Below are 25,715 nucleotides of genomic sequence, written 5' to 3'. Positions count from 1 at the left end.
TTATTTTATTTTTTCCCTACGGAAACTACGCCATTGAGCGTTTTTATTTTTTTCTCGATAACCTCTCCATTGGTATAAGAAACTTTAATTCTTACAGCTTTTGTACAATCTCCTAATCCAAAATGAACCAGATTACTAAAACTTAATGAATACGCCGCACTTGTAGAACCAATAACCGTTGACCGTGTATTACCACAAGACGATAGCGTTACTTTAGCTCCCAAAGCCGTACAATTCCCGGAATTGGAATGCCCAACAGAAACATTTATAAAGTTTGAGTTTTTGCTTTTTGGAAACTGATTTTTAAACAAATGCCACAAACCTCTTTCGTTACCAACAACCACATCCATTCTACCATCTTGATTGTAATCTAGAGTTTCTATCGCCATACCTATGGCACCAAGTTCTTTTGAAATGATGCTGTGATTTTCGAACAGATTAAACTCTGATTTCCCGGTATTCAAATAAACTATGGCTTTATTTTCGTGAATAAGATCACCACGAGGTATGACCACCAAATCTTTAAAACCATTATTATCGACATCGGCAACCGAAGCTGCTACGGTATGCTCCTTTTTATCTAGCCTATACTTTTTGGTAACATCGGTAAATTTACCTCCGGTGTTTTTTAACAGCACATCACTTAATCCTTCTGAATGTTCGTATTTTGGGTAATGAGATACGCTTTGCACCACCCCGGTTGCTGGTGCCCATAAATACCCTGCTATACGCCAACTTTCATTTCCTGTATACCCGATGTACCAGCCTGTATTCTCTTTGAAATTGGGATGATCTGGAAAACCTAGCGCATCGCTATTCACTAAAGTGATATTTTTGCCCGAATGCGTTTCGCTTTCAAAAGTGTAGCTATACGCCGATTCTCCAATAAAATAAGTAGCGTTATTAGGCCATTGTGATTGAAAGTTCGTGAGCTTTAAAACATCGCCAGCTTCTAAATTAGAAAAATCAAATTCACCTCGTTTGGTATAAAAGCCCCAGGTTTTGGTTTCGGCATCAAAAAAAGTTTCTCCTTTTTCAAAGTCTAAACCTCTAGTAAAATACAAATCAAATCTACCATCGTTATCGACATCGATTTCAGAAATGCTGGTCACATTTTCTAAAGAAAAAGGAAAAATAGTTTCGGTAACCTCTTTATAATCTAGCCCTTTTATGCCTTGAAAGGCCCTCACTTTCCCATGACCATACATGACAATATCGAAAATACCATCTTGATTAAAATCGGTAAGCAATACCTTTTGACCATCACCGTGACTTGAAGGCAGGGTGTTTTTTAAAACCAATTGGGCCTGCCCGTTATTTTCGTAAACATAATTTTCGCTTTCCCCTTGTTTATTTGAATCTGGAAAAGCAAAGTTTAGTAAATCTAAATCGCCATCATTATCAGCATCAACAAATTTTACAGTGCGCCCACGCATTAAAGCTAAGGGTTCGTTAAAATCTGGCAAGGGAATAAACTCGCGGTTTTTACTCACTCTATACATTTTAGAGTTTCGAGCATTGCTTCCAGAGCCTCCACCTCTTGAGATGATCATTTCAAGGTTACCATCAGCATCAAAATCGCCAACAGACACACCATGCAAATCACCTATTAACACATCAAAAGGTTTAGCAAATTTTCCGTTATTATTCCAAAGCACCTGCACACCATAGCCATGATCGTTAATAATCAAATCGATGAAACCATCTTGATCGAGATCGGCCACTACGGGGGCATCCCATTTTCTCAGGTTTTTTTCTGTTCTAGGAAAGGCTTTAAACACTTCAACAAACGTATTGGCTGAAGAATCTTGAGCACTAAGAACAGAAGAAAAACCCAAAAAAAACGCGAATAAAAATAAATTAAACTTCATAAATGTTTTGAAAATTCACATTAGATCATTAGCTCCAAACTACCGGCATGAAAACTGTCATTTCAGCTTGCCCTCTATTACTCCAAGCGAAATATGGAACAAATTGAGTTTGATGCGTTTCTAAATTAGGCTTATCAATACTGCGATACATGCCTTGCTTATTATCTTTTCTTAGTAAAAATTCACCCTCTACTACGGTAACACCGCCTAAAAAGTCTGGTTTATGCACCGCTTTTAGTTTAGAATTACCATTGAAATACACTTCAAGAACGCTTGTATCCAGAGGTAAATCTGGAGATTCGATACAGTAAACTATTGGACCACGTTTTATTGCTACTTGATTTCTTACTTCTTCAATTCTAGGGTGTCCTTCCATTAACTTAATTCCCATTGGAAGTTTAAGCGTAATCACATCGCCTTTCTTCCATTCACGAGATAAGGTTTCGAAAGTTCCTGAAACTGGCTTAGTTTTAATTTTTTCTCCATTAACCGACAAGCTTGCTTTTTCAGCCCATCCTGGAATACGCATTTTGATATCGAAAGCCTCATTTTTACATTCATCGATGGTAATGGTAATTTTACCATCCCATGGATATTCTGTTTGTTGACTTAATTTTATGGTCGAACCATCGGCTAATTGCGTGTTTAACGTATTACTTCCGTAAAGGTTCACAGACACCCCATTATCGGTTACACTGTAGCTCCATCCCGATACTTTAGCGATGGTACGCACTAAATTTGGCGGACAACAGAAGCAATCTAAATACGGTTGTCTGTCTGGCGTCTCAGTAACATCGGCATGAGCATCATAATTTCTAGAATTATTAACCATACGAAGTGGGTTCGCATAGAAGTATTCTTTACCTCCAACACTAATTCCAGACAATCCACTGTTATAAAGCACCAACTCGATAATATCGGCATATTTAGCTTCACCGTGAATATTTAACATTCGATAACTAAACATGGCATTACATAGGTTTGCACAAGTTTCGTTATAGGCCGTCATATTAGGCATCATATAAGCATCGATAAACCCTTCTTCTATCATATCTAAATTGGTAGAAGCTCCATAATGTGCTTGTCCAACAGCACCTGTAACGTACATTTTTTTGTCGGTAATATTTAACCAAAGGCGATCTAAAGCTTCAATTAAGGCTGTTTCACCGGTTTCGGCATACACATCGGCAGCACCCGCGTAGTAATACAAAGCTAGAACGGCATGACCTACGGCTTCTTCAGAAATACGTAAAGGTGTACGTTCTTGCACCATATCCCCAATTGGATAACCTACTGTAGTCGAGTCGTGCTTAATTTCATATTTCCCTCTATTATTTATAAACTTTTCGGCAAGATTTAAATAGCGCTCATCTTGGGTAACACGGTATAACTCAACGAGACCCATGATTTGCGTTTGGTTAAATCCGAAGCGACCATAATGCTTAGTATCCGGCATAAAAATGGTGTACATTAAATCGGCGTGGTTTATAGCAAGGTCTATGAAATTTCTTTGTCCTGTAACTTTATAATGAGTACATGCACTTATAAAAAGGTGCCCACTGTTGTACATTTCGTGGTACTTTCTGTTTTCGTATCGATCGGCATCATCACGTAATTGAATTTGGGTTTGTAAATACCCATCGTCTTCCTGTGCTCTAGAAAGCAGGTCGATATAATCGTCTAATTCTTTTAAAAGACTTTCATTTTTGGTGTAAGCATACACATAAGTTTTGGCTTCCATAAACTTATAGAAATCCCCATCATGCCAGAACATCCCTTTGTGTTCGCCTTCTTTTTCTCCTGCTGCAATTTTAAAATTATTTAAAGCATGCCCGATATCTCCACATAAAACATCTCCCATATAAGGCACCATAACCTCTTCACATAGTTTAAATTTATCTGCCCAAAAACCGTTTGTCCAGTTACAATCCCCTATGTTTATTTGCTTTAATTTTTGATTTGTTCCCATTATATTATATTGTCTATATACTTTATATTAAAAATTATTTTACCCCTTAATAGGTTTAGAAAACATTTCTATCTGTACTTTTTCTGGAGTACGGTAGCGGTCCATGCGATCGTTATCGTATTTTTCAAACTCCTGCTTTAACATCCACATAGGGCGCTCGAGTGTTAGTTCCCATTCGTATAATTTCTTATACATGTCTTTGACACGACTTGGATATTTAGAAGCTAAATTGTTTAATTCGGAGGTATCCTCTGGCACAAAATACAGTTCGGCAGGACGATCGGCGAAACGAATTAATTTCCAGTCGCCTTCTCTAAAAGCAGCTCTGGTTTCTTTTTTCCAGAATAAAGTTTCGTGAGGTCTTTCATCATTTTTACCTTGTACAAAAGGAATAAGATTAACACCATCAACATCTTTTAAATCGGCTACATTACCACCTCCTGCAGCATAAAATGTAGGTAGTAAATCCATAGTACTTACCGGAAAATTATAGGTACTGTTTTTCTTTAGTACTTTAGGCCAACTGATTAGGTAAGGCACCCGAATTCCACCTTCCAAATGATTCGATTTGGTACCACTTAAAGGTAAATTTATAGAAGCATTTTTATCGGTAGGGCCGCCATTATCGTTAGAGAACACCACAATAGTATTTTCATCTAGACCCAGTTCTTTTAATTTATCCATAATATTTCCACAAGCACGATCGAGCGCTAGGGTCATAGCAGCAACCTCTTGTCTTTTCCCTTTTAAGTTTGGAAATTTAGCTAAATCTTCTGGCGTTGCTTCCATGGGTGTATGCACGGCATTAAATGCTAGGTAGATAAAAAATGGTTTATCTTGATGTCTTTCAATGAAATTGATAGCTCTATCGGCCAGCACATCTGTTACATAACCGTCTGGCTCTTCGAAGTGTCCGAAATCGCGCTCCATTTTATTGTCGTCGTGAATGCCTTTAAAATCTTTATACGGGAAGTAGCTTCTTGCGCCACCTCGAAATCCGTAAAACTCATCGAAGCCTCTTTTTAACGGATGAAAACGATCGGCATCACCTAAGTGCCACTTGCCATACATAGCATTAGTATAGCCTAGTTTTTTCAAATAATCGGCCATGGTTACCTGATCTAAAGGCAAGCCCATATCGTCGCCTAAAAACTTAGAGTTTTCACTCATATAACCAGGCACATTAATTTCTCCGTAACCAAAACGCTGTTGATATTTCCCTGTTATTAAACCAGCTCTAGAGGGGCCACAAGTGGCATCGGTAACATATCCTTGCTGGAAACGCACTCCAGATTTGGCTAGCTTATCTAAATTTGGGGTAATCATCACTTTACTACCATGAAAGCCAAAATCGGCATAACCGGCATCATCGGCAAAAAGCAAAATAATATTAGGCTGTTTTTGAGCACTAACAACCTGAAAGAAACAAGTTAAAAATAAGGTATAAAATAAAGATTTCATATAGTGTTAGTTTTAGTATGACTCGGAAAAAGACACCCAAACATACCGTTGGTGATTCCTATAAATATAGTTTATACAAAACAATCATAAAACCCCTATTAATTATTAATGAAATTTACCCCTTGCTAATCGCATTTTACCACATTGTTACAGCCAAAAAAAATACCGAGAACAAAAGTTCTCGGCATCTCCCAATTAAACAAATTAATAATTAAACGTAAATTATTATTTACGGTTTAAATAAAGCATGGTATTAAAGATATCCATCATTCTGCAATAACGAAGGTGCTTTTTCTACTTCGGTTGCAGGAATAGGTAAATAATATTGTTTGTCCTCCCAAGGTCTGTTTACTACCGTATATTCGGTATTTACTAAACTTCCATCGGTCTGTTTTGTCCATTGTAAACCTTTTACTTCAAAACCTAATTTATCTTCTTCCATCCATCGTCTTTCATCATAAAAATTATGTCCTTCAAAAGCCAACTCGATGCGTCTTTCTCTTTTTATTGCCTCTAAAAGATCTGTACCACTCGCAGTAACGGCAGGCAATAAGGCCCTAGTTACAATTTTATTCAGAAATACTTTAGCTTCAGCCTCGTTACCTAAGTGATACTGCGCTTCTGCATAATTCAAGTATATTTCTGCTAAACGGTATAAAATAAAAGGACGGCTTGGAGACACATCGGTTAAACCAACACTCTCATCTTGAAACTTTCTCAAGTTATAACCTGTTTTTGATGAGTGTAAAACATTCCCTAAACCTTCAGGTGAATCTAAACCATGCGGATATACATTGACATCTTCAGAGAGGAAGTATTCCACTTCACGCCCTCTAAACGTGGCTCCGTTAAAGTTTAAATTAGCGTAATAACGCATTTCACGATTAGCATTTGGGTTACTCGGGTCATAGCTTCCAGAAGTCGTTGCAGAGCCATCGTCCATATTGTATAATAAGGCATGATTATGCGTTGGTGACGACAAAGCCCAACCACCGTAGCCACTAGGTGCTTGCGTTTGATTAGGTAGCGAATTCACATCGGTACCAAAATCGTAATATGCAGCACTAAAAGGTCGAGCAAAAAGCAGGTCTTGATTAGGCGATAAAAACAAATCTTGATATTCTTTTTCGTTACTCACCGCAATTAGATCTCGAGCACCAACCAAATCGATAATAGCTTTAGCCGCATCGGCTGCATCTTGCCATTTTGTAGCTTTAGAATAAGTATAGAACTCCTTATTGGTCGCTTGAGGTGCTAAAGCTGGATCATGCAAGTCACTTGCAGCATACAAGAGCGTTCTAGATTTCACTGCTAGGGCCGACAATTTTGTAGCACGCCCAAACTCGTTTGCTGGTCTAGTTTCAGGTAAAACGGCTGCCGCTTCATCTAAATCACGTACAATAAAGGCAACACACTCCTCGTATGAATTTCTTACCAATTGAAAATTATCATCAAGCCCTAAAGCATATTCCATAATAGGCACACCGCCATACAATTTGATAAGTTTACTGTAAAGATTAGCACGTAAAAACTGCATTTCGGCTTTTAACACACGTACTTCATCAGGACTGTCTTGCATAGCCTTACTGTTGTCAACACGATCTAAAAATTCATTAATAGAACGCACGTAACTCCAATAGTTACGCCATTTATCACTAAGAACCCCTATGTTTGCTGGATTCCAACCTGCCCTAAGTCTAAATAAGTCTAAATCGTTAAAATTAAACTTGGCTTCCATAGAGGCGTTTTCAATATTAAAACGTCTAGACCACCATTGAAACTTGTTAATTCCCCAGCTTTCTGTACTGTTGTATGCCGAATACACTAAGCGTTCTACTTGAGCGGGATCACTGTAGATTAGATCTTCTGCAAATGCATCTGACGCTTCCACATCAAGAGCATCTTCGCAACTTGTAAAAGCTAAAAAGGCCGCAGATACAAGTGTAAATATGATTTTTATATTTTTCATTTTGATTATTATTTTTATTAGAAACTAAAGTTTACACCAAACGTAAAAGATTTTAAAGAAGGATAAGTCGCTCCTCTAAAGTTGTTATAACCTGTAGATTCTGGATCTAAGCCCATGTCGTAGATATCTGAAAACATTGTAAACAGGTTGAATCCACGCACAAATAATTTCATATCACCAATTTTAATTTTATCCTTTCCTAGCGTATACCCGAGCTCTATTTCTTTAAGTCTTAAAAAAGAAGCATCTTTAAGCCAGAAATCGGCACCTTCAAAATTCTCTACGTCATCAGATTGGTTTCCACTATAAGGATCGCCTTGCCCAAATGCTCTAGGGTACTGGGCATCTCTGTTATCTGGTGTCCATCTTTCATTAAAAAGATAATCGGGATTTGCACCATTTTGATCAAAAAACACTAAGATCTCTGCTTCAGCTTGTCCTTGAAACAAGAAATTGAAGTTGACATTTTTATACTGTATACCTCCATGAATACCATACTGTATTTCTGGAACATTAGATGTAAAGGTTCTAATTCTATCGGCGGAACTAATTACGCCATCCTCATTGGTATCTACATACACAGGCTCTCCTTCAACAGTACCTGGTAATTTCGCAGCTGTATTATTTACATGATCTTGATCACGGAAAATCCCATTAGTTGGATAAACCACATAAGAATTCATGGGGTTACCTTCTCTTTTTAGTCCATCTGGAGTATCTTCAGCTTCTGCTAAATACACCACTTCATTTCTGGCTTGCGTAAAATTAAAACCAAGATTATAATCTACAGCACCAATTTGATCTCGCCATTGCATTTCAATTTCATAACCGAAATTATTAACCTTTCCTATGTTTTCATCTGGCAGTATCAATCCAGCAGCATCAGGAATAGCGGCATCTCTAGTAACTAATATACCTTCACGTTTTTGATGGAAGTAATTAAAATCTCCCGAAAGTTTACTATTGAATAAAGAAAAACTTAAACCTACGTTTTTCATATAGGCGGTTTCCCAAGTTACGTCTGGGTTAGGTACGTTAGCACTAGTATACCCATTATAACTTACACCGGTTTCTCCAAAAACATAATAATTGGGTTGTGCCGCATTAACAGGCCCTCCATAGTTGTAGCGTGTTAAATATTGAAATGGCGCAATACGATCGTTACCCATTTTAGCCCATGATCCACGTATTTTTAAAGCGTTAATCCAATTAACATTTTGCAAAAAACCTTCTTCATTAAGCGCCCATGACACAGCAACCCCTGGAAATGTACCAAAACGCTTGTTTGGACTGAAATTACTAGAACCATCATGACGTAAGGTAAAATCAATAAAATACTTCTTTTTAAAATCGTAAGAAAACGAACCAAAGTAACTCACTGTAGCAGCTTCTTGTGAAGTTCCATAAGACTGTTGCCCTTCGTCACTCCCTGCAAATAGTTCGGAGTGATCTGAAGTAGGAAACCCTCTTCTTTCTGCCCAAAAATTACGTGATTGGGAAGTTATTTGCTCGTACCCAACAAAACCACTAACCGAATGTGCATCATTAAAGGTGTTTGAATATCTAATGGTCGAGTTTAATAAAAGTTCATCAAACTTCCAGAACGACTCTTGTAAAATACGTTGGTTTCCACGTTGCGAAAATCCAGTAGATGGCACATAAGTATCGGTACCTTCTTGGTAGGTATAAACGGTCCATGGCGTGTACCAAGATTTCTCATCGTTATTCATACGACGAACACCGGCATAACCATTAACGCTCAACCCTGTTATTAAATCATCTAAATCCCAGTTAAAAGAAAAACGACCTCGTAAATCATTATCTGTTCTGCGTACAAAACCAGATTCGTTACTAGACATTACTAATGGGTTACCCCCATTCTCACCTCCCCATCCTGGAAGTCCATTAGGATAAACACCTACTTCTGTTGGTAAGTTGGTATAAATATGCTTATAAATATATCCAGCATCCACACCTGGTTCATTGGTTTTACCAAATCTTCCGGTTAAATCTACGCCAACTTTAAAGTTATCGGAAAGATTAATATCTATATTAGAACGTACTTGATTTTGTTTAAAATCTAAATCACCAGAAGCGAACATACCTTCACGTTGCAAGTTATCACCACTTACAAAATACTTCACATTTTCGCTACCACCGGAAATAGAAACCGATGTTCTCATTTCGGGTGCAGAATCGGCAAAAGTGAGGTCATACCAATCGGTACTAGGGTAGTTTATAGGATCGTTACCCGCAGCGTATTTATTAATATCATCTTGAGTATATGGTAAAGGTGTACCATTTCTATCAGCTACTTCGTTTCTGTAAATAGCGAATTGCTCGGAGGTCATTAATCTAGGTTGAGAAGACAATTGAGCCACACTATATGCTGTTGAAAAGTTAACTTTTGGCTTACCTATTTTACCTCTTTTGGTCGTTACTAAAATAACCCCATTCGCGGCACGAGCACCATATATAGCTGCTGCACCATCTTTTAATATACTTAATGACTCAATGTCTTGAGGTGCTAATTGCGAAAATGACCCTTGTCCAGCCACGATACCATCAATTAAAATTAACGGCGCATTATTTCCTAATGTTGCTTGACCACGAATTAACATGGTTATATCATCGTTAGAACCAGGATAACCACCTCTGTCGGAAACGATTAAACCAGACACTTTTCCTGATAGTGATTTTGCCACATCTCTATTTGTGGTATTCTCCACCTCACCAGAGTTTAAGGTACTTACCGACCCTGTTAATTCCCCACGTTTTCTTGTGGTATACCCTACGACTACGACTTCATCTAATCCAGACACATCAGACTCTAGAACGACATTTAAATTTTTTGTTTCCTCTGTGATTTTAATTTCTTTAGTTATGTATCCTAAATACGAAAACACTAAAGTTTCTCCAGAACTAGCTTCAATGGTAAAACCACCATCAAAATCGGTTACAGCACCTCTTGTGGTATTTTTCACAAGTATTGTAACCCCTAGGAGCACCCCATCGGCATCCGACACTTTACCAGTTACCGTATGTGTTTGTTGTAAAGACGCTAGCGTTGTGGTTGTATTGCTAGCAAACATCTTGCTTGGCACAGCAAATATGCATAGTAGCAATAAATTCCAAGTCCAAAATTTCCTGAACACAGAAAACTCTGTAAACTCAATATTTACTTGTTTTATTTTCATGATTCTTTTAAATTTAGTTTAAGTTGTTTTTGTTATCCTATAAAAAGGATATGTTGTTTTAGTTAATATAATTGGTTTGTGGTTTTTACTCCATTGGCATAGCTATTAATAGTTAGAATTAGAATGATTTAAAAGAGTGATTTCCTACTGTCATTTTTATATAATGCAGTTAAAAAAAAGGCAACTCCATGTTTATATATTTAAGTGTAGAAATATGGAATATGGTGTTAAATTGAGTTCAATAACCAGCAGCCTTTTTTATGTCCTTTACAAAGGAATGAAGTTAATTTCTTGTTAAATCTCAATAAATTACCTCACACTAACTCTATTTTATCTTCTTTTTAAGAAAACATATACAGACTCCTTAAAACACTAAATCACAAGGTGATTCCTCGACACATTAAAAAGACTCAAAACGGACTCGAGCACCGTATAATACTGAAAAACAAATCACTAAACCCCCACACAACCCTACTAATCACACGAATGTTTGTAGCTTAAAGCTGAAAAATCTAAAAAAGTATTTATTGGAATTTTTGTTTTAGTATATAGAACCAAAGACAGAGGAAGAAGCATTTGGCTGAAAATTTGAATTCACCAAATGAATAATTGAGTCTCTTCTACATACAAGGTCGCTGTAGAGTTTCAAAATTATAATTTTACATTCAAGCGGTTTTCGCGTTATATTTCGTCACGAAATGCTTTAGGCGTAACACCCATAATTTGTTTAAACTGCTTATTGAAATTAGTAATGGAATTATATCCTACGGCATAGCACACCGAGGAAACCGAAGTATCTTCTTGAACCAATAATCTAGAAGCATTTCTTATACGCACTTCGTTTAAAAATTGGGTAAAAGACTTGTTGGTAGTTTTCTTAAAAAATCGGCAAAATGAATTGGTCGTCATACAGGCCACATCAGCCACGTCATTCAAACCAATATTCGTTGCATATTTATCAGAAATAAAACGAAGTACATTATCTATACGTTCTGAACTTTCGGTAGTAGATTGTCGCATATCAGAAGAGGACAAAATCGTAATATCCTTAGTTCGCGACAGTTTTTGTAATATGGACAGTAATTGAATGTGTTGTTCAACAGGCGTTAAACTGGGTAAATTAACGAGCTCATCATGAAGTTTTTCACTCACCGATTTACCAAAACAGATTCCGAATTTAGATTCACCCAGCATTTTATTAATCTCGTTAAACTCTGGAATTTGAAAAAACTCTGGTCCTAAAAAATCCTTTTTAAACTTGGTAATAATGGTTTCAACATGTTCTTCACTACCTTCTTCATAATACGAAGCATCATTACGCCATAGGTGTGGCAAATAAGCGCCTACTAAAACCAAATCGCCAGGATAAAAAGGAGAAACGCTGTCGCCAACAAAGCGAAGGCCGTTACTTTTAGTGATGTAGATTAATTCAAATTCGGGGTGATAATGCCAAGCTATATCAAAGCATGGAATGTCTCTTCTAGAAACATTCAATTTCTTTGATAAGGTTTCATTCGATTTTTTTAAAACTAGTTTCATTAATTCAAAGATAATTATTTTTAAAAAATCACAACAATAGGCATAGTAAAAAGTTAATATAACAATTAAAACCCCGAATTTCACTTAACCACTAAATAATTAACAATATTACCGCACAACTCTACCCGAGGCCGACCCGCCCATTAAGGCTTCTACTTCCGCACGAGTTGAGTAATTAAAATCTCCCTTTATGGAGTGTTTTAAACACGATGCCGCCACAGCATATTTTACCGCTATTGATGGTTCACTAAGGGCTGGTGTTGTTAAAGCAAATATTAATCCGCCAGCAAAAGAATCGCCACCACCAACACGGTCTACTATATTTTTAATTTGGAATGATTTATAATCGCCCTGCTCATCTAAAGGAGCAAAAAATGGCTTATCCAATTTCGCATCATAAAGCATGGCTCCCCAATTGTTATGACTTGCCGATAAACTTTCGCGCAGTGTAATAGCCACTTTACTCACATTAGGAAATTGCTGTACCACTTGACGGGCTACATCAGGATAGCGCTCGATATCCAATTCGCCAGAATGTACATTTGTCTCACCAGCTTGAATTCCTAAAACATCATGACAATCTTCTTCATTTCCTATCACCACATCAATAAATGGCAAAATGGTTCGCATGGTTTCTTGAGCCAGCTCTTTTGAAGATTTATTAGAATCCCATTTCCATAATTTTCCTCTAAAATTTAAATCGATAGAAACCATGGCTCCAGCCTCTTTAGCTTTTTGAGCCGCTACCAAAGTAGCTTCAGCAGAGGTTTTAGAAAGTGCTGGTGTAATACCACTTAAATGCAACCATTGCGCATCTTTAAAAATAGCCGTCCAATCATATTGATCTGGTGTAGTAATCGCTACCGCAGAATCGGCACGATCATAAATCACGTTACTTGGACGTTGATTCGCTCCTGTTTCTAAAAAATACAAACCAAGTCGTCCTTCATCGGTTCGTAATACGTATTGCGTATCAACACCCACACTACGTACAGCATCTAAAGTAGCTTCAGCCAAGGCATGTTTTGGCAAAGCCGTAACATAGCGCGCTTCACCACCAAAATTACAAATGGAAGCTGCCACACTAGCTTCAGCACCAGCATAGGTTACTTCTAAATTTCGAGTTTGACGTAAACGTAAATTTGCTGGAGCAGCAAGACGCCCCATAATTTCTCCAAATGTTACTACCTTTTTCATCTTCTTAAATATATTTTTGTGAATTTAGAGTCTTATTCTAAATTCGTTTTATTAACGTTTTGATTTTATTTTAGCTATTAAATCGGTGATTTCTTGGGCGTTTTTTGTAATAGTACCCCAATCTTCCGACTGTATTAAAGGTCGCTTTGCGACCCATGAACCTCCAATGGCTGTTATTAAATCGGATTCCAAATAACTGCCTGCATTTTCGATATTGCAGCCACCAAGTGGGATGAATTTTAAACCTAAATATTGATAAGGCGCCACCATATTTTTTAAATGCTCCATACCTCCTGAGGTTTCGGCTGGGAAGTATTTAATAACACGACAGCCTTGTTCTATGGCAAATTCAATATCGGTTGGTGTCATAATTCCAGGCGCAAATGACAATCCTAATTTCTTAGCTTCGGCAATTACAGCAGGGTTGCAACCAGGCGCTACAGCAAAATCGGCTCCAGCCTCAACAACAGCCTTTACTTGTTCAACAGTTAGTACCGTACCAAAACCTAAAGTTATTTCTGGTACTTCTTTTTTAATAACCTTAGCTGCTTCAATAGCTGCCGGAGTTCGTAATGTTAATTCTATTGCACTAACGCCACCCTTTAATAAGGCTTTTGCCACGGGCACAGCGTGTTTGACTTCATCAATGATTAAAACCGCAATGATACCAGAGTCATCTATTTTTTTAATGATTTCTGGTGCCATAGCACTTTGAGGTATTGGTTCCATAAATTTCTTTGTTAATTAATTGCATCCACAGTTCGACTTTTAATTCAAACCGCATCCAATTCACAAAGCAACAGGAAGGCGCGCTTTTAATCTTACCTTTATTTACCCATTAATTGCAGTTTTTTACCTTATCACGCATAGCATGGTAATTTTTATTTATTAGTTGGTAATTCTTATGAATACATCACTTCATTTTTCCTTTTATTTTGCACTTACCAAGCGAACTTGAACTCTAAAAAAATGAAAACATACACGTTTTACACCACTATAATACTTTTAGCATGCTTGACTATAGCATGTAACGGGCAAAAATCTGCTCATCAAACTCAAAAAACGAAAGCGCAGGTAGTGCCTTTTTCAGACCCAAAAAACCGTGGTGACTGGAGGTTAAGCACGGAGGTGAGTGATGAGTTTGACACCCAAGAAATCGATGAAGAAAAATGGTATATCGTAGGTAAATTTGAAAATGGGAAACCTGTTTACAAACACCCCGACAAACCCAACAAAAAAGTATGGAAAGGGCGCGCTCCTTCACAGTTTTCAGGAAGAAACTACCGTCTAGAAAACGGCAAACTCATATTAGAAGCACGCTGGGAACCCGATTTCCCTTTTAGTGAAGATATAGTTACTCCTGTTTTTGGAGAAGCCTTGCCCTATGAAAACATCACAACACCTTGTATTATAGGTCGAAAAGACTTTAAATACGGTTATATCGAAATTAAAAGCAAAGCAGCCAACGCTCCAGTTTCTAGCGCATTTTGGGCTACAGGCAACAACCTTGAATTCGACTTTTACGAAACTTACGGAGGCACCATTAACCCCAACAAAAAACACCTAGACAACCAACTTTGGTGGTCCATTAGAGATTGGAAAAATTTAAGAGGAAAGCCTACTTATACCGAAAAAAAAGACGTTGGATTTAGAATTGCAGATGACTGGCATATTTGGGGCATCGAATGGAGCGAAAAAGGTGTAAAATACTTTATTGACGGCAAACTTTTCTCTGAAGTAACCGCAGAAGAAGTTACCGCTTGGGCCAAAGAAAATCGTACCGAAAAACCACTCCCAGAAGACTATAATGGCTATGTAGCCACAAAACCGATAAACCTATGGTTAGACATGGAAATTTTCCCTTGGCATGATATTCCAAAAACGAAAGCTCAACTTGAAGCCCATAGTCCTGAAAACAAAAAAGATGACGGCGTTATAGACTTCGAGGTTGAATACGTTAGAGTCTGGCAAAAAAAATAAATACAGAATAATCCCTAAAATTAAATGATCATGAAAAAACTACTTTTAACCCTAACTTTTGCAGTCTTTTGTATATCAAGCTATGCACAAGAAAATTACCAAGACCGGTTAACCAACTACTTTATTAGAGCAGCTACTCAGGAGTTTGATTTAAATAAGAGGCAACAACGAAAAATTGCTAATGCCAGAACCGAAATGGCAGAAACTTATATGGAAACAGCACAGCGGCAAAAGAAGTTTTTAATTACCGAAGACGGAAAAAATGAGCGTAACCTGGCGGCAAACAAGAAATACTATGATGCTTTATCTGATATTATTGATCGGCCTTTTAGTGAAATTCAACCTTTTTTAAACCGTATGCGCATAGAATTAAAAAATGTAAAATAAAACGATCTTTATAATCGTACTTTTCTTAAAGGCGCTTCATGGTTCGAATATTAATTTCGGCTATGAGGCGCTTTTTTAATCATTTTGTCATTTCCATAGCAATTATAATCTTACTTTTTCAAACCTCCTAAGTCATAATTCTCAATTCATTTAATAAGAATAATTAGTATCTTAAAAGTCGTCTTTTAGACTTCTTATCATGAAAACGTTAACAAACAGTTAAAGGAGGTAATATTGGCTAAGTTAAGGGTAAATATTACCGATTTACATAGGCACTATTCCAATAATTTTGACTCTACGAATATTAATACTGATTTTTTGTAAAGGTATGACCCAAAATATTCATAAATATTTGCCAATTAAAATTAAACAAATGAACTTAAAAAAACAACAGGATTTAAAACATCATGGAATAAGTGCTTGCTTATTTTGTTTTTTATTTCGCATAGCATACTCTATGCCCAAAACCAAAAAATTACAGTTAGCGGAACTGTTACTGAAGAAGACGGCATACCGCTTCCTGGAGTTAGCATTCTCGTTAAAGGAACCACCCGTGGATCTGTAACTGATTTTGATGGAAGATATGCGCTTGACGCTTCTAAAGGAGAAACCCTTGTATTTACCTACATCGGATTTCAAGAACATTCGGCAGTCATCAAGAACGCCACTATTGATGTTGAAATGAAAGAAAGTCTAGTCGATTTAGATGAAGTGGTCGTTATTGGATACGGTGCTGTCAAAAAGAAAGAAGTTACGGGTGCCGTAGCCACTGTAGATTCTGAAGAGATTGAAAGTATTTTAACCCCCGATTTAGGAACAGCATTACAAGGTCAAGTGGCTGGTGTTAACATCGTATCCTCATCGGAACCTGGAGCAGATTCTGAAATCTTAATTAGAGGTATTACTTCCCTATCTGGAGATAACACCCCGCTATTTGTTGTGGATGGTATCATTCAAGATGGCGACCCAAGAATACCACCAAGTGATATTGAGAGTCTTACCGTTTTAAAGGATGCTGCTTCTACTGCAATATACGGGGTTCGTGGTGCAACAGGAGTTATCTTAATAACTACCAAACAAGGTAAACCAGGAACTCTAGAGGTAAGCCTAAACGGTAGTTACGCCGTACAACACCGTAGTGCCGCTGTACCTCTAATGAATTCTGTAGAGCAAACTTATTTTGACGTGGTACAAAGTAGAAATGTAAACGGAAGTTTTGATGACCAGGTAAGTTTACAAGTTTTACAACAAACTAATCAGTTTCAAAACGAAACCAACTTAAACGATTTAATATTCAACAACAATGTTCCCACTCAAAACTACAACATCAATATTGCAGGTGGAACCGAAGATATAACCTACAATGTTGCTTTAGGGCTATTTGATCAAGAAGGTTTACAAATTAACTCGGGATTTAACCGTTTTAATGTAAGAGCAAACACGGTTTACGAAAAAAACAAACTACGTATACAGACCAGTTTAGCCATGAATAAAGAGCAACGCGAAATTCCTCAGCAAATGCTTTTATCGCAGTCTATTGTTTACAGACCAACTCAAAATGGTATTAACTTAGATAGTTTTGATGATTTATCGCAAGGTGGTGACGATGTAAACCGATTAGGATGGGTTATTGAAAGTTTAAGAACTACGAATGTTTTAAAAACCAACCGTTCTAATGCCAGCCTTAACTTAAGCTATAAACTTTTTGATGGCTTAACCTTAACCAGTAATTTAGGACTTACCAGCATAAATGAATACGGTAAAATTATTAGTCCGTACCAAGAGATTTATAACAACCAAACACCGCCTCGTTTACAAAGTCAACCAGAAGATAGTTACATTGAAAACCGAGCACGAACCACAACAAATATCCTTACTGAGTTTGGTGCAACTTATGAAAAAACGATTGCAGACGATCACAACGTAACCTTTACCCTTTTTGGAACCGGTGAGAAAAACCAAAGCGAAGCCTTTACTGGCAGACGAAACGGTGCTACCAATCCTGAAGGTGAGGTTATAAATTCTGCTACAGGAACTCAAAGTGCCACTTCTGGATTCGATTACACGACTACACGTATTGGTATTATGGGTAGAGTGCAGTACAATTACAAAGGAAAATACATTTTAAGCTCTAGTATACGTCGTGATGGATCATCAAAATTCCCTGGCTTTAACCACTGGGGTACCTTCCCTTCTATAGCCCTTGCCTGGAACGTATCGGATGAAGAGTTCTGGAATAAAAACGTTGTTAACAACCTAAGACTTAGAGCCAGTCAAGGAACCGTAGGTGTCGATAGAATTCCAGACTACCAATTCGCTGCAGGTATTGTTCAAGACGTGAATTACGCGGCTGCCAACGGATCGTTAAAATTAGGTGCTACACAGCAAGATTTTGTTAACCGTGTATTACAATGGGAGTCTACTGTACAGAGAAACGTTGGTATAGATATGGGCTTCTTACAAAACAAAATCACCCTATCTGCCGAATATTATCACGCTGATAAAACCGATATGCTTTTCCCAGTTTTTATACCGCCATCAGCTGGAGGGGGAAATAATGCTAGTGTTATCCTTAACGTAGGAAACATGACCAATAGTGGTGCCGAACTAGCCATTGGATACCGTGGAAAAATTGGAAAAGTTAACTTTAGAATGAATGGTACTTTTGCCACCAACCAAAATGAAATCACTAAAATTAATGGAGGTACAGACTTCTTATTAACAAACGATTTTGGACTTGTAGGGCGAGCACCTCAGCAATCTCGTGTAACAGCGTTAGCAGTAGGTCATGAAGTAGCGTCTTTCTTTTTATGGAGAACCGATGGTATTATTGATACCGAAGAGAAACTAGCCGAATACCAAAAAATTGACAACAATGCTCGTATGGGAGACACTAGGTTTATCGATCAAAATGGCGATGGCGTGCTAGATGTTAACGACCGTGTTTATAGCGGTAGCGGAATGCCAGATTACGAAATAGGATACACATTTAACGCAAACTGGAAGAGCTTCGATTTTTCTATGAACTGGTATGCAGCACTAGGACAAGAAATCATGAATGGATTTGATGCTTGGGCTTATGGATTTGGACGTCATAAGGATTTAATCTACCAGTGGTCTGAAAATAACCCGAACTCTCCTATTCCAGCTTACCGTGACGATATGAGAAGACACCAAAACTACCTAGGATATAGCGATTTATGGCTAGAAGACGGATCATACTTAAGATTAAGACAAGTTTCTTTAGGATACAGTATTCCTAAAAAAACAGTAGAGCGATGGGGCTTTAATAGATTACGTTTTTACGTAAGATCACAAAACCCATTAACGATTACGAAATACTCTGGTTATAACCCAGAAGTAGGTGGAGGTATTGCTGCAAGAGGTCTAGACAAAAACACAGGACCAATTTCTTCGTCGTACATGTTCGGTATCAACTTCAACTTTTAATTAAATGAGAAATTTATTTGTTATGAAACAACGAATTCTAAAATATATAACCCTTACACTACTAGTCGCTTTTATGGCGTCTTGTGAAAACAATGAGTTCTTAGAAGAAAAGAATCCAAATGTAGTGTCTACAGATAGCTTTTGGAGAAACCTATCGGAAACAGACAAAGGCCTAAATGCCGTTTATCAAACACTTCACAACCCTGGAGTTATCATAAAGTTTGAAGAAATATTACGTTCGGATATGGGTTACCCAGGATACGGAAGACCTAATCCAGATAATACCGAAGAGTTTTATTTACACCTTTACAATGGGAGTACAGATGCTATTTTACAAAAATGGCAAACCAATTACACAGGTATTTTTAGAGCCAATCAAGTTATTGAAGCCCTAGAAAACATTAAAGAAACGATAAGTGATGAAGCCGAATGGACATCGCAAATGGCACAAGCTCGTTTCTTTAGAGGTTTGTTTCACTTTTACTTGTATACGTCTTTTAATCAAGGTAGCATAATCATCCGCGATCGCGTTCCTGAAACTAACGACGATTTTAGCAAGCCTTTATCTTCACCTTCAGAAGTTATTGAATTTATCCGTGAAGATTTAGAATTTGCCTATGCCAACTTATACAAAAAAGGTGCTTATCCTGATAACGATTTAAGTAGAGTGACATCGGGAGCCGCTGCAACCATTTTAGGAACCAGTTATCTATACGAACTAGATTACAATATGGCCATGCCTTATTTTGACGATGTAATTAATAACCATGGTTACAGCCTTGAGTACGACATGTCTAAATTATTTACTACTGCTGGTGAGTTTAACGACGAATCCATTTTCGAAATTAACTTTGCTGCCGAGCAAGTACGTATCGATTTAACCCCTTGGACTGGTGAATCTGGCACCAACTGGTTAAATGTTCGTACGTCTCAAACACAATCGGCCACAGGACCAGCATGGATTGCCTCTGCTTACAAAGAAGAACCAATGGACCCATTAGACAGTCGTAATTATTATAACGATCCGGTATCAGGAAGTTTAACCTTGCGCCATGTGCCACTACGTGCATCGGCCATGATTGCTTTGGTTGACGATAACGAAACTACTTACTATTTAGACGGCACAACAAGTGAATACCAGCGTTTTCATGGAACCGCTTGGGGATTTGCTTGGTGGAAGAAATACCAAAACCACGATATTGTTTCTGTAGAGAGTGAGTTGCCAGGCGGACAACAATTCTCATCTAAAAACATCACACTAAATCGCCTTGCCGATGTCATGCTTATGCAAGCCGAATGTAAAATTAAAACAGGCGATGTTAATGGCGCAATAAACTTAATGAATGATATTAGAAAAAGATGGGGTCTGGTGCTTCTAGGTCTATCTAATGGTGACATTGCTCATACTTATGACGAGCAAGTTTATACCGAGCAATCTTTAATGCAACATCTTATGCGTGTTGAAAAACCACTTGAAATGGCTGTTGAAGGCCATTGTATTAGAACTTTAGATTTCCGCAGATGGAAAAAATCGGAAAATTACGGCTTTAAAGAACGTTTGGAAGAATTAGCAAGCGAAGAGTACTATGGTGTTAATTTCACCTATTACAACTATACAAAAGAACAAAACGAAACCCGCTTCAACTACCCTTCTATTGAAAGCCAGAAACCAACTGGGGCACACATTACAGTAGACTACGAATATGATATCCCTAGTTTAAACTATAACGAAGAAAGACACGGATATTTCCCTATTCCTTTTGCCGAAGTTAATGCCAATCCAAACCTTAACTAAAAAACAAAAAACTCATGAAAAACATAAATAAATATATACTTTTTTTCAGCTTATTACTTGTTTTAGGATGTGAAGAGGAATATGCCGACTTTACAGCTCCAGACGACTTAACAGATGTGTCTTGGATAGTAGGCTTAGATCAAAATAGACCGAGCAGAGAAGCTCAATTTAAAATTAATGCCAATACGCATGTGCCTTTTATGAATCTAGCTCAGGGCGCTACAAGAAGTGAATGGATTATTGAAGAGGGTAACTATTTTTTAGAAACAGGCTTTAAAACCAGTGATACTTTAGACAACTTTATTGATGAAGACCTCGGCACTTCCATGGATCATAAAAAAGCGTTTATTTTATTCAAAAATAGTGGCACAAACACTGTAAGACTGATCAACAAATTTAAAGAGCCAACAACACCAACTGTGTCTGGAAATGACTCTTTAGTAGTGAAAATTGACACCTATGAAGAAAATGGTGAATATGTTGTTGACACCAAATTTATTTTTGATGTCTATGCCGAAATATTACCAGCCTTTTCCGTGTTGCAAAACGGTAATGAAATCATTAATGTTTCTGAAGATGATATTATTGATATTAACGACCAAAGCACTTGGCCTATAGTTGAGGTAGAAGCCGCCTCCTCTTTAACCTTTAAAGACAATACGACTACTGGCCGACCTAATAGAGCGGAGTGGAAAAGTGCTCAAGGCGTGCCAAATCAAATTATTACAGATGCTCAAACCGAAACTGAAATTAAATTCTATAAATTAGGAACTTATAATGCAGGAACATTGAGATCTTTTAGATTTGCTTCAACCGACAATCCAGTTCCAAGTTATTCAGCACAAAAAATTATTCCTTTAAAAGTTAAGGTAGTTCAATCTACACAACCTTTTGTTTATGATGGTGCACTTTCCGAAGCAGCAAATCAAACCATTTCATTCAGGGTAACAGGTGAGGTCCTACCATTTACTGGGCAAGAAAGCAATTTCACCGTGCATGTTAACAATCCTACTTCTGGATTTAATCAAGATATCCCTGTTCAAACCGCTAAAGTTCGTGCGAGTGATGCGACTTTTATTGAATTAAGTTTAGCAGCTCCAATTTACAATTCCGATGAAGTTACTGTTTCTTATTCTGGATCCACTATTGAATCAGCCGACAATAGAATTTTAGAACCATTCGGACCAGAACTGGTACAAATGCATTTTGGAAACAACGTTTTACCAGCAAACTCTTGGGCGAGTTTTGAACTTACCGGAGGAAATGCCGATAATGCTTTTGCATCATCAAAATACTGGATTCCACCAGGACAAGGCAATGGGCAATATGGCGATTTAATTTACGAGCGTGTGACCACGAAATCTTATACAGGAAGCGCTAGTATGCGTTACCAAATTCCAGATGTCTCAATACCATTAGTTAACTTATTTGGTTTTGGTTTAGCCGATAACCCAAATGGTCTTGATGCCGGAACTTACCAAGTATCTTATTGGGTATTCATTGAACCAGGAACCACTATTAATACGTTTAGAACCGAATTTGGAAACCCTATTTATGGCTACTTATACTTCGATATTTCTACTGCACCAAGAGGGGAATGGGTTAAAGTAACGGCCGATGCTCCGCTTGTTATAGCCAACAAAATAACATCATCCGAAGCTAATCGACGCACCACTTTACGCATCCTAGATGTAGATAACCCAGGCGTAACTGGACCACAAGAGATCTATTTCGATGAGCTTTCTTTAGTCGTAATTGAAAACAGACCTTAATAATTTGAAATACAAAAAACAATGAAAAAATTGAAATATATAATTGGCCTTTTGGCATGTGTTATCATGTTTGTAGCCTGTGATGAAGAATCTAATTTTAAAGATTTTGATGCTGAGAAAACACCAGTTTTCAGCCTAACAGAAATCAGCAATAACGGTCCGTTTAAAATAAACATATATCAAGATAAACCTTTAATTATTGAATATATAACACCAGTAAACGCTTCCAATTTTGTTACTAAAAATTATAGTGATAGCTCAAACGATACAACCTTTGAAATTACTGTAACTAAAATAGTTGAACTTCTAGATGAGGACGGTGAATACATAGGGGAAGAAGAAATTACTTATTTGGTTAACGCCGATAAAACAACGGGACAAGGCACCTTAACAGAAAATGGAACAACCGTTTATGATGTTATGGTAACAGACACCGAAGTTTACAACTAATTCCTTTAAATCAAAGGCTAACCAAGCATTAAAAAACAAAATTATGACAATAGAAAAAATAGAAACGTTTATTTTAAAAGATACCTTATCCAAGAGTTTTTTCTTTTCACAATGGGAATATGCCGAACGTTGCATTTGCGTTGTAAAGGTTACAGCTTCAAACGGACAGTACGGATGGGGTGAGGGTTATGGCCCTGCAACCGTGTTAGCCTCTGGTATTAAATTATTAGAACCTCATGTTATTGGTAAAAATCCTTTAGAGAATGAAGTGATCTGGAATCACATGTACCGCAAAACTTTAGATTTTGCCAGACGTGGTATTTTAGTCGCTTCTATGAGCGCCATAGATATTGCTATTTGGGATTTAAAAGGTAAAATATTAAACCTTCCCATTTCAACCTTATTGGGTGGAGCACATCGTAACAAAATACAACCTTATGCTACAGGACTGTATTTTACAGACCATGATAATCCTGCTAGAGATTTTGAGGAAGAAGCGAAACTTTACATTTCTCAAGGTTTTAAAGCCATGAAAATGAAAGTAGGTTTAGGCATTAAGCAAGATGTTGAAAACGTAAGAAAAATGCGTGAGTACATCGGACCAGATATTAAACTAATGGTCGATTCCAACCACGCATACACTCTAAGGGAAGCTACCGAGCTAGCTCGAAAAATAGAACAGTACGATATTGGTTGGTTTGAAGAACCTATATCTCCAGAGTTCTATTCGCAGTATAACGAATTGAGACAAAAAACGACCATTCCTATATCGGGAGGCGAGTGTGAATACCTACGATTTGGCTTCCAACAACTCATTGAAAACAAATCGGTAGACATCATCCAACCAGATATTTGTGCTAGTGGCGGACTTACAGAAGCCAAGCGTATTGGTGCCTTGGCTAGTGCTAACGGTGTGGATATTATTCCACATACATGGGGAACTTCCATAGGTATTCATGTGGCGCTACATTTTATTTCCAATATCGAATCGGTACCAGGACGTATGTATCAACCCAATTTCTTAATTGAATACGACCAAACCGAAAACGGATTACGTGAAAAACTCACTTACCCAGCTATTGAAATGAAAGATGGCTATATTGAAGTCCCTAACCGACCTGGCCTTGGTATTGATGTGGATGAGGCTGTTTTAAAAGAATTTTCTATATAATTGATATAAAAAAATTGAAAATGAAAACGCAAAATTTCGGATATAAAAAATTATACATTGGCGGCGAATTGCTAGATGCTGTTAGTAAAGAACGTGACGATGTTATTTGTCCGGCTACAGGAGAAGTTATCGCTCAAGTAGCTCGAGCTGGAAAAGAAGACGCTTTAAAAGCACTGAAAACAGCCCAAAAAGGATTTAAATATTGGTCTAAACTTTCACTTGCCGAACGTACTAAATGGATGCATAAACTGCGCTTAGCCATTTTAGATAAAGCAGATGAATTAAGAACCGCCATGGTTCATGAAATGGGTAAAACCTTTGCCGGCTCGCAAGAGGATATTGACCGACTTACCGAAGCTTTAGAATGGTATCCTGCTGCGATGCAAAATTTACGCGAAGAGCAAATACCAGATTACGATAACACCCATGCTCATAAAATGATTTCGAAACCTGCAGGAGTAGCTGTGGCCTATTTAGCCTGGAATTTTCCACTTTTAAATGTGGGTTATAAAATCGGTCCTGCTTTAGCTGCTGGTTGTTCATTAATTATTAAACCTTCTGCCCTTTCACCTCTATCGGCATACATGGTAGGTGAAATCATGCATAGCATCAATTTCCCTGCTGGCGTCGTTAATATTTTATCTGGTCCAAGCAGCGAGGTTGCAACAACAATGACTACCAGTCATATCCCTGCTGTTTTAACCATGATTGGATCAACAAACACAGGTTTACGCGTAATTGCAGACAGTACAACATCAATCAAAAAATTTGGTATGGAATTAGGAGGTAATGCCCCTTTTATCGTTTTTGAGGATGCTGATTTTGACAAAGCTGTAGATCTGGCTATCGGACTTAAATTTGGCAATACCGGACAAATTTGTGTCGCTGCAAACCGCATTTTTGTACATAAAAACATTTACGATGCATTTATTGAAGCTTATGTGAAAAAGGCTTCTAAAATCCAAATAGGTTTCGGCATTAAAGAAAACCCTGAAGTATTTATGGGTCCTGTAGTAAGTCGTAAAGACCGCGATAGAATGTTCGACCTCATTGACGATGCGGTTAGCAAAGGAGCTAAATTACAATACGGAGGAAAAATACCAGAAAACCTTCCTGAAGGTGGGAACTGGATTGAGCCTACTGTCATTTCGGATATTAAAACAAATATGGATCTGTTCAGAAAAGAAACCTTTGGCCCGGTTGCTGGTATCATGCCTTTTGAAACCGACGATGAAGTGTTGGAACTGGCGAATGATACCGAATTCGGATTGGCTTCGTACATTTTCACCAACAACCATAAACGCATTGAACGCTTTACCGAAGAATTAGAGTTTGGTGAAATTCATATTAACGGTGTAAAATACGCGATTTATTTACCACACGGTGGATATAAAAATAGCGGTATAGGTCACGACTGTTCGCATTTAGCTCTAGAAGATTACTTAGTAAAAAAACGTATTACAACTACTATTTAACTACCTAATTAAAACCATAATAAAACCAATAG

At 37.5% G+C, this 25,715-nt stretch carries 16 protein-coding genes; 8 read left to right on the top strand and 8 right to left on the bottom strand.

The annotated features are described in order from the left end of the window. Window positions 1-5: 5 nt before the first annotated feature. From C1A40_RS08405 to C1A40_RS08370, 8 genes are all read right to left on the bottom strand, one after another. The gene (locus tag C1A40_RS08405) at window positions 6-1,871 is read right to left on the bottom strand and encodes a CRTAC1 family protein (RefSeq protein ID WP_102995513.1); all 1,866 of its coding nucleotides are present in this window, start codon (window positions 1,869-1,871) and stop codon (window positions 6-8) included. Between the two features lie 28 nt (window positions 1,872-1,899). Then, window positions 1,900-3,840, bottom strand: a complete 1,941-nt coding sequence (locus C1A40_RS08400) for a glycoside hydrolase family 127 protein (RefSeq protein ID WP_102995512.1) — start codon at window positions 3,838-3,840, stop codon at window positions 1,900-1,902. Window positions 3,841-3,879: 39 nt separating this feature from the next. Beyond that, on the bottom strand, window positions 3,880-5,301 hold the full coding sequence (locus C1A40_RS08395; RefSeq protein WP_102995511.1) for a sulfatase-like hydrolase/transferase: 1,422 nt from the start codon (window positions 5,299-5,301) through the stop codon (window positions 3,880-3,882). A gap of 253 nt (window positions 5,302-5,554) precedes the next feature. Next, window positions 5,555-7,270 (bottom strand): RagB/SusD family nutrient uptake outer membrane protein, encoded by a 1,716-nt coding sequence (locus tag C1A40_RS08390; protein WP_102995510.1) that lies wholly within the window; start codon window positions 7,268-7,270, stop codon window positions 5,555-5,557. Between the two features lie 17 nt (window positions 7,271-7,287). Then, entirely contained in the window at window positions 7,288-10,467 is a 3,180-nt protein-coding gene (locus C1A40_RS08385) for a SusC/RagA family TonB-linked outer membrane protein (protein WP_102995509.1), read from the bottom strand. Window positions 10,468-11,148: 681 nt separating this feature from the next. Continuing rightward, entirely contained in the window at window positions 11,149-12,006 is an 858-nt protein-coding gene (locus C1A40_RS08380; RefSeq protein WP_102995508.1) for an AraC family transcriptional regulator, read from the bottom strand. 108 nt (window positions 12,007-12,114) lie between these two features. Further along, window positions 12,115-13,203 (bottom strand): sugar kinase, encoded by a 1,089-nt coding sequence (locus C1A40_RS08375; RefSeq protein WP_102995507.1) that lies wholly within the window; start codon window positions 13,201-13,203, stop codon window positions 12,115-12,117. 51 nt (window positions 13,204-13,254) lie between these two features. Continuing rightward, complete coding sequence (locus tag C1A40_RS08370) at window positions 13,255-13,932, bottom strand: bifunctional 4-hydroxy-2-oxoglutarate aldolase/2-dehydro-3-deoxy-phosphogluconate aldolase (RefSeq protein ID WP_199287750.1); 678 nt, start codon at window positions 13,930-13,932, stop codon at window positions 13,255-13,257. A 240-nt stretch (window positions 13,933-14,172) separates the two neighbouring features. Here C1A40_RS08370 and C1A40_RS08365 point away from each other — a divergent pair, with 240 nt between their 5' ends. The 8 genes from C1A40_RS08365 to C1A40_RS08330 all read left to right on the top strand — a co-directional run bounded on the left by C1A40_RS08365 (window position 14,173) and on the right by C1A40_RS08330 (window position 25,683). Further along, a complete protein-coding gene (locus C1A40_RS08365; RefSeq protein WP_102995506.1) occupies window positions 14,173-15,183 on the top strand; it encodes a family 16 glycosylhydrolase in 1,011 nt (336 codons plus the stop codon). A gap of 30 nt (window positions 15,184-15,213) precedes the next feature. After that, window positions 15,214-15,570, top strand: coding sequence for a hypothetical protein (locus tag C1A40_RS08360; RefSeq protein ID WP_102995505.1), 357 nt, complete (start codon window positions 15,214-15,216; stop codon window positions 15,568-15,570). A 429-nt stretch (window positions 15,571-15,999) separates the two neighbouring features. Next, complete coding sequence (locus tag C1A40_RS08355; RefSeq protein ID WP_241910512.1) at window positions 16,000-19,020, top strand: SusC/RagA family TonB-linked outer membrane protein; 3,021 nt, start codon at window positions 16,000-16,002, stop codon at window positions 19,018-19,020. A 4-nt stretch (window positions 19,021-19,024) separates the two neighbouring features. Beyond that, the gene (locus tag C1A40_RS08350; RefSeq protein ID WP_102995504.1) at window positions 19,025-20,815 is read left to right on the top strand and encodes a RagB/SusD family nutrient uptake outer membrane protein; all 1,791 of its coding nucleotides are present in this window, start codon (window positions 19,025-19,027) and stop codon (window positions 20,813-20,815) included. A gap of 14 nt (window positions 20,816-20,829) precedes the next feature. Beyond that, window positions 20,830-22,587 (top strand): hypothetical protein, encoded by a 1,758-nt coding sequence (locus C1A40_RS08345; protein WP_102995503.1) that lies wholly within the window; start codon window positions 20,830-20,832, stop codon window positions 22,585-22,587. Window positions 22,588-22,608: 21 nt separating this feature from the next. Continuing rightward, window positions 22,609-23,037, top strand: a complete 429-nt coding sequence (locus C1A40_RS08340; RefSeq protein ID WP_102995502.1) for a hypothetical protein — start codon at window positions 22,609-22,611, stop codon at window positions 23,035-23,037. A gap of 43 nt (window positions 23,038-23,080) precedes the next feature. After that, entirely contained in the window at window positions 23,081-24,208 is a 1,128-nt protein-coding gene (locus C1A40_RS08335) for a mandelate racemase/muconate lactonizing enzyme family protein (RefSeq protein WP_102995501.1), read from the top strand. Window positions 24,209-24,228: 20 nt separating this feature from the next. Beyond that, window positions 24,229-25,683: an NAD-dependent succinate-semialdehyde dehydrogenase gene (locus C1A40_RS08330; RefSeq protein WP_102995500.1), complete on the top strand. Its 1,455-nt coding sequence runs from the start codon at window positions 24,229-24,231 to the stop codon at window positions 25,681-25,683. Window positions 25,684-25,715: the final 32 nt, after the last annotated feature.

It is taken from the genome of Tamlana carrageenivorans, from assembly GCF_002893765.1.
GTDB lineage: Bacteria > Bacteroidota > Bacteroidia > Flavobacteriales > Flavobacteriaceae > Pseudotamlana > Pseudotamlana carrageenivorans.
The sequence above is the reverse complement of the archived record's forward strand: the minus strand, read 5'-3'. Positions and strand labels throughout refer to the sequence as shown.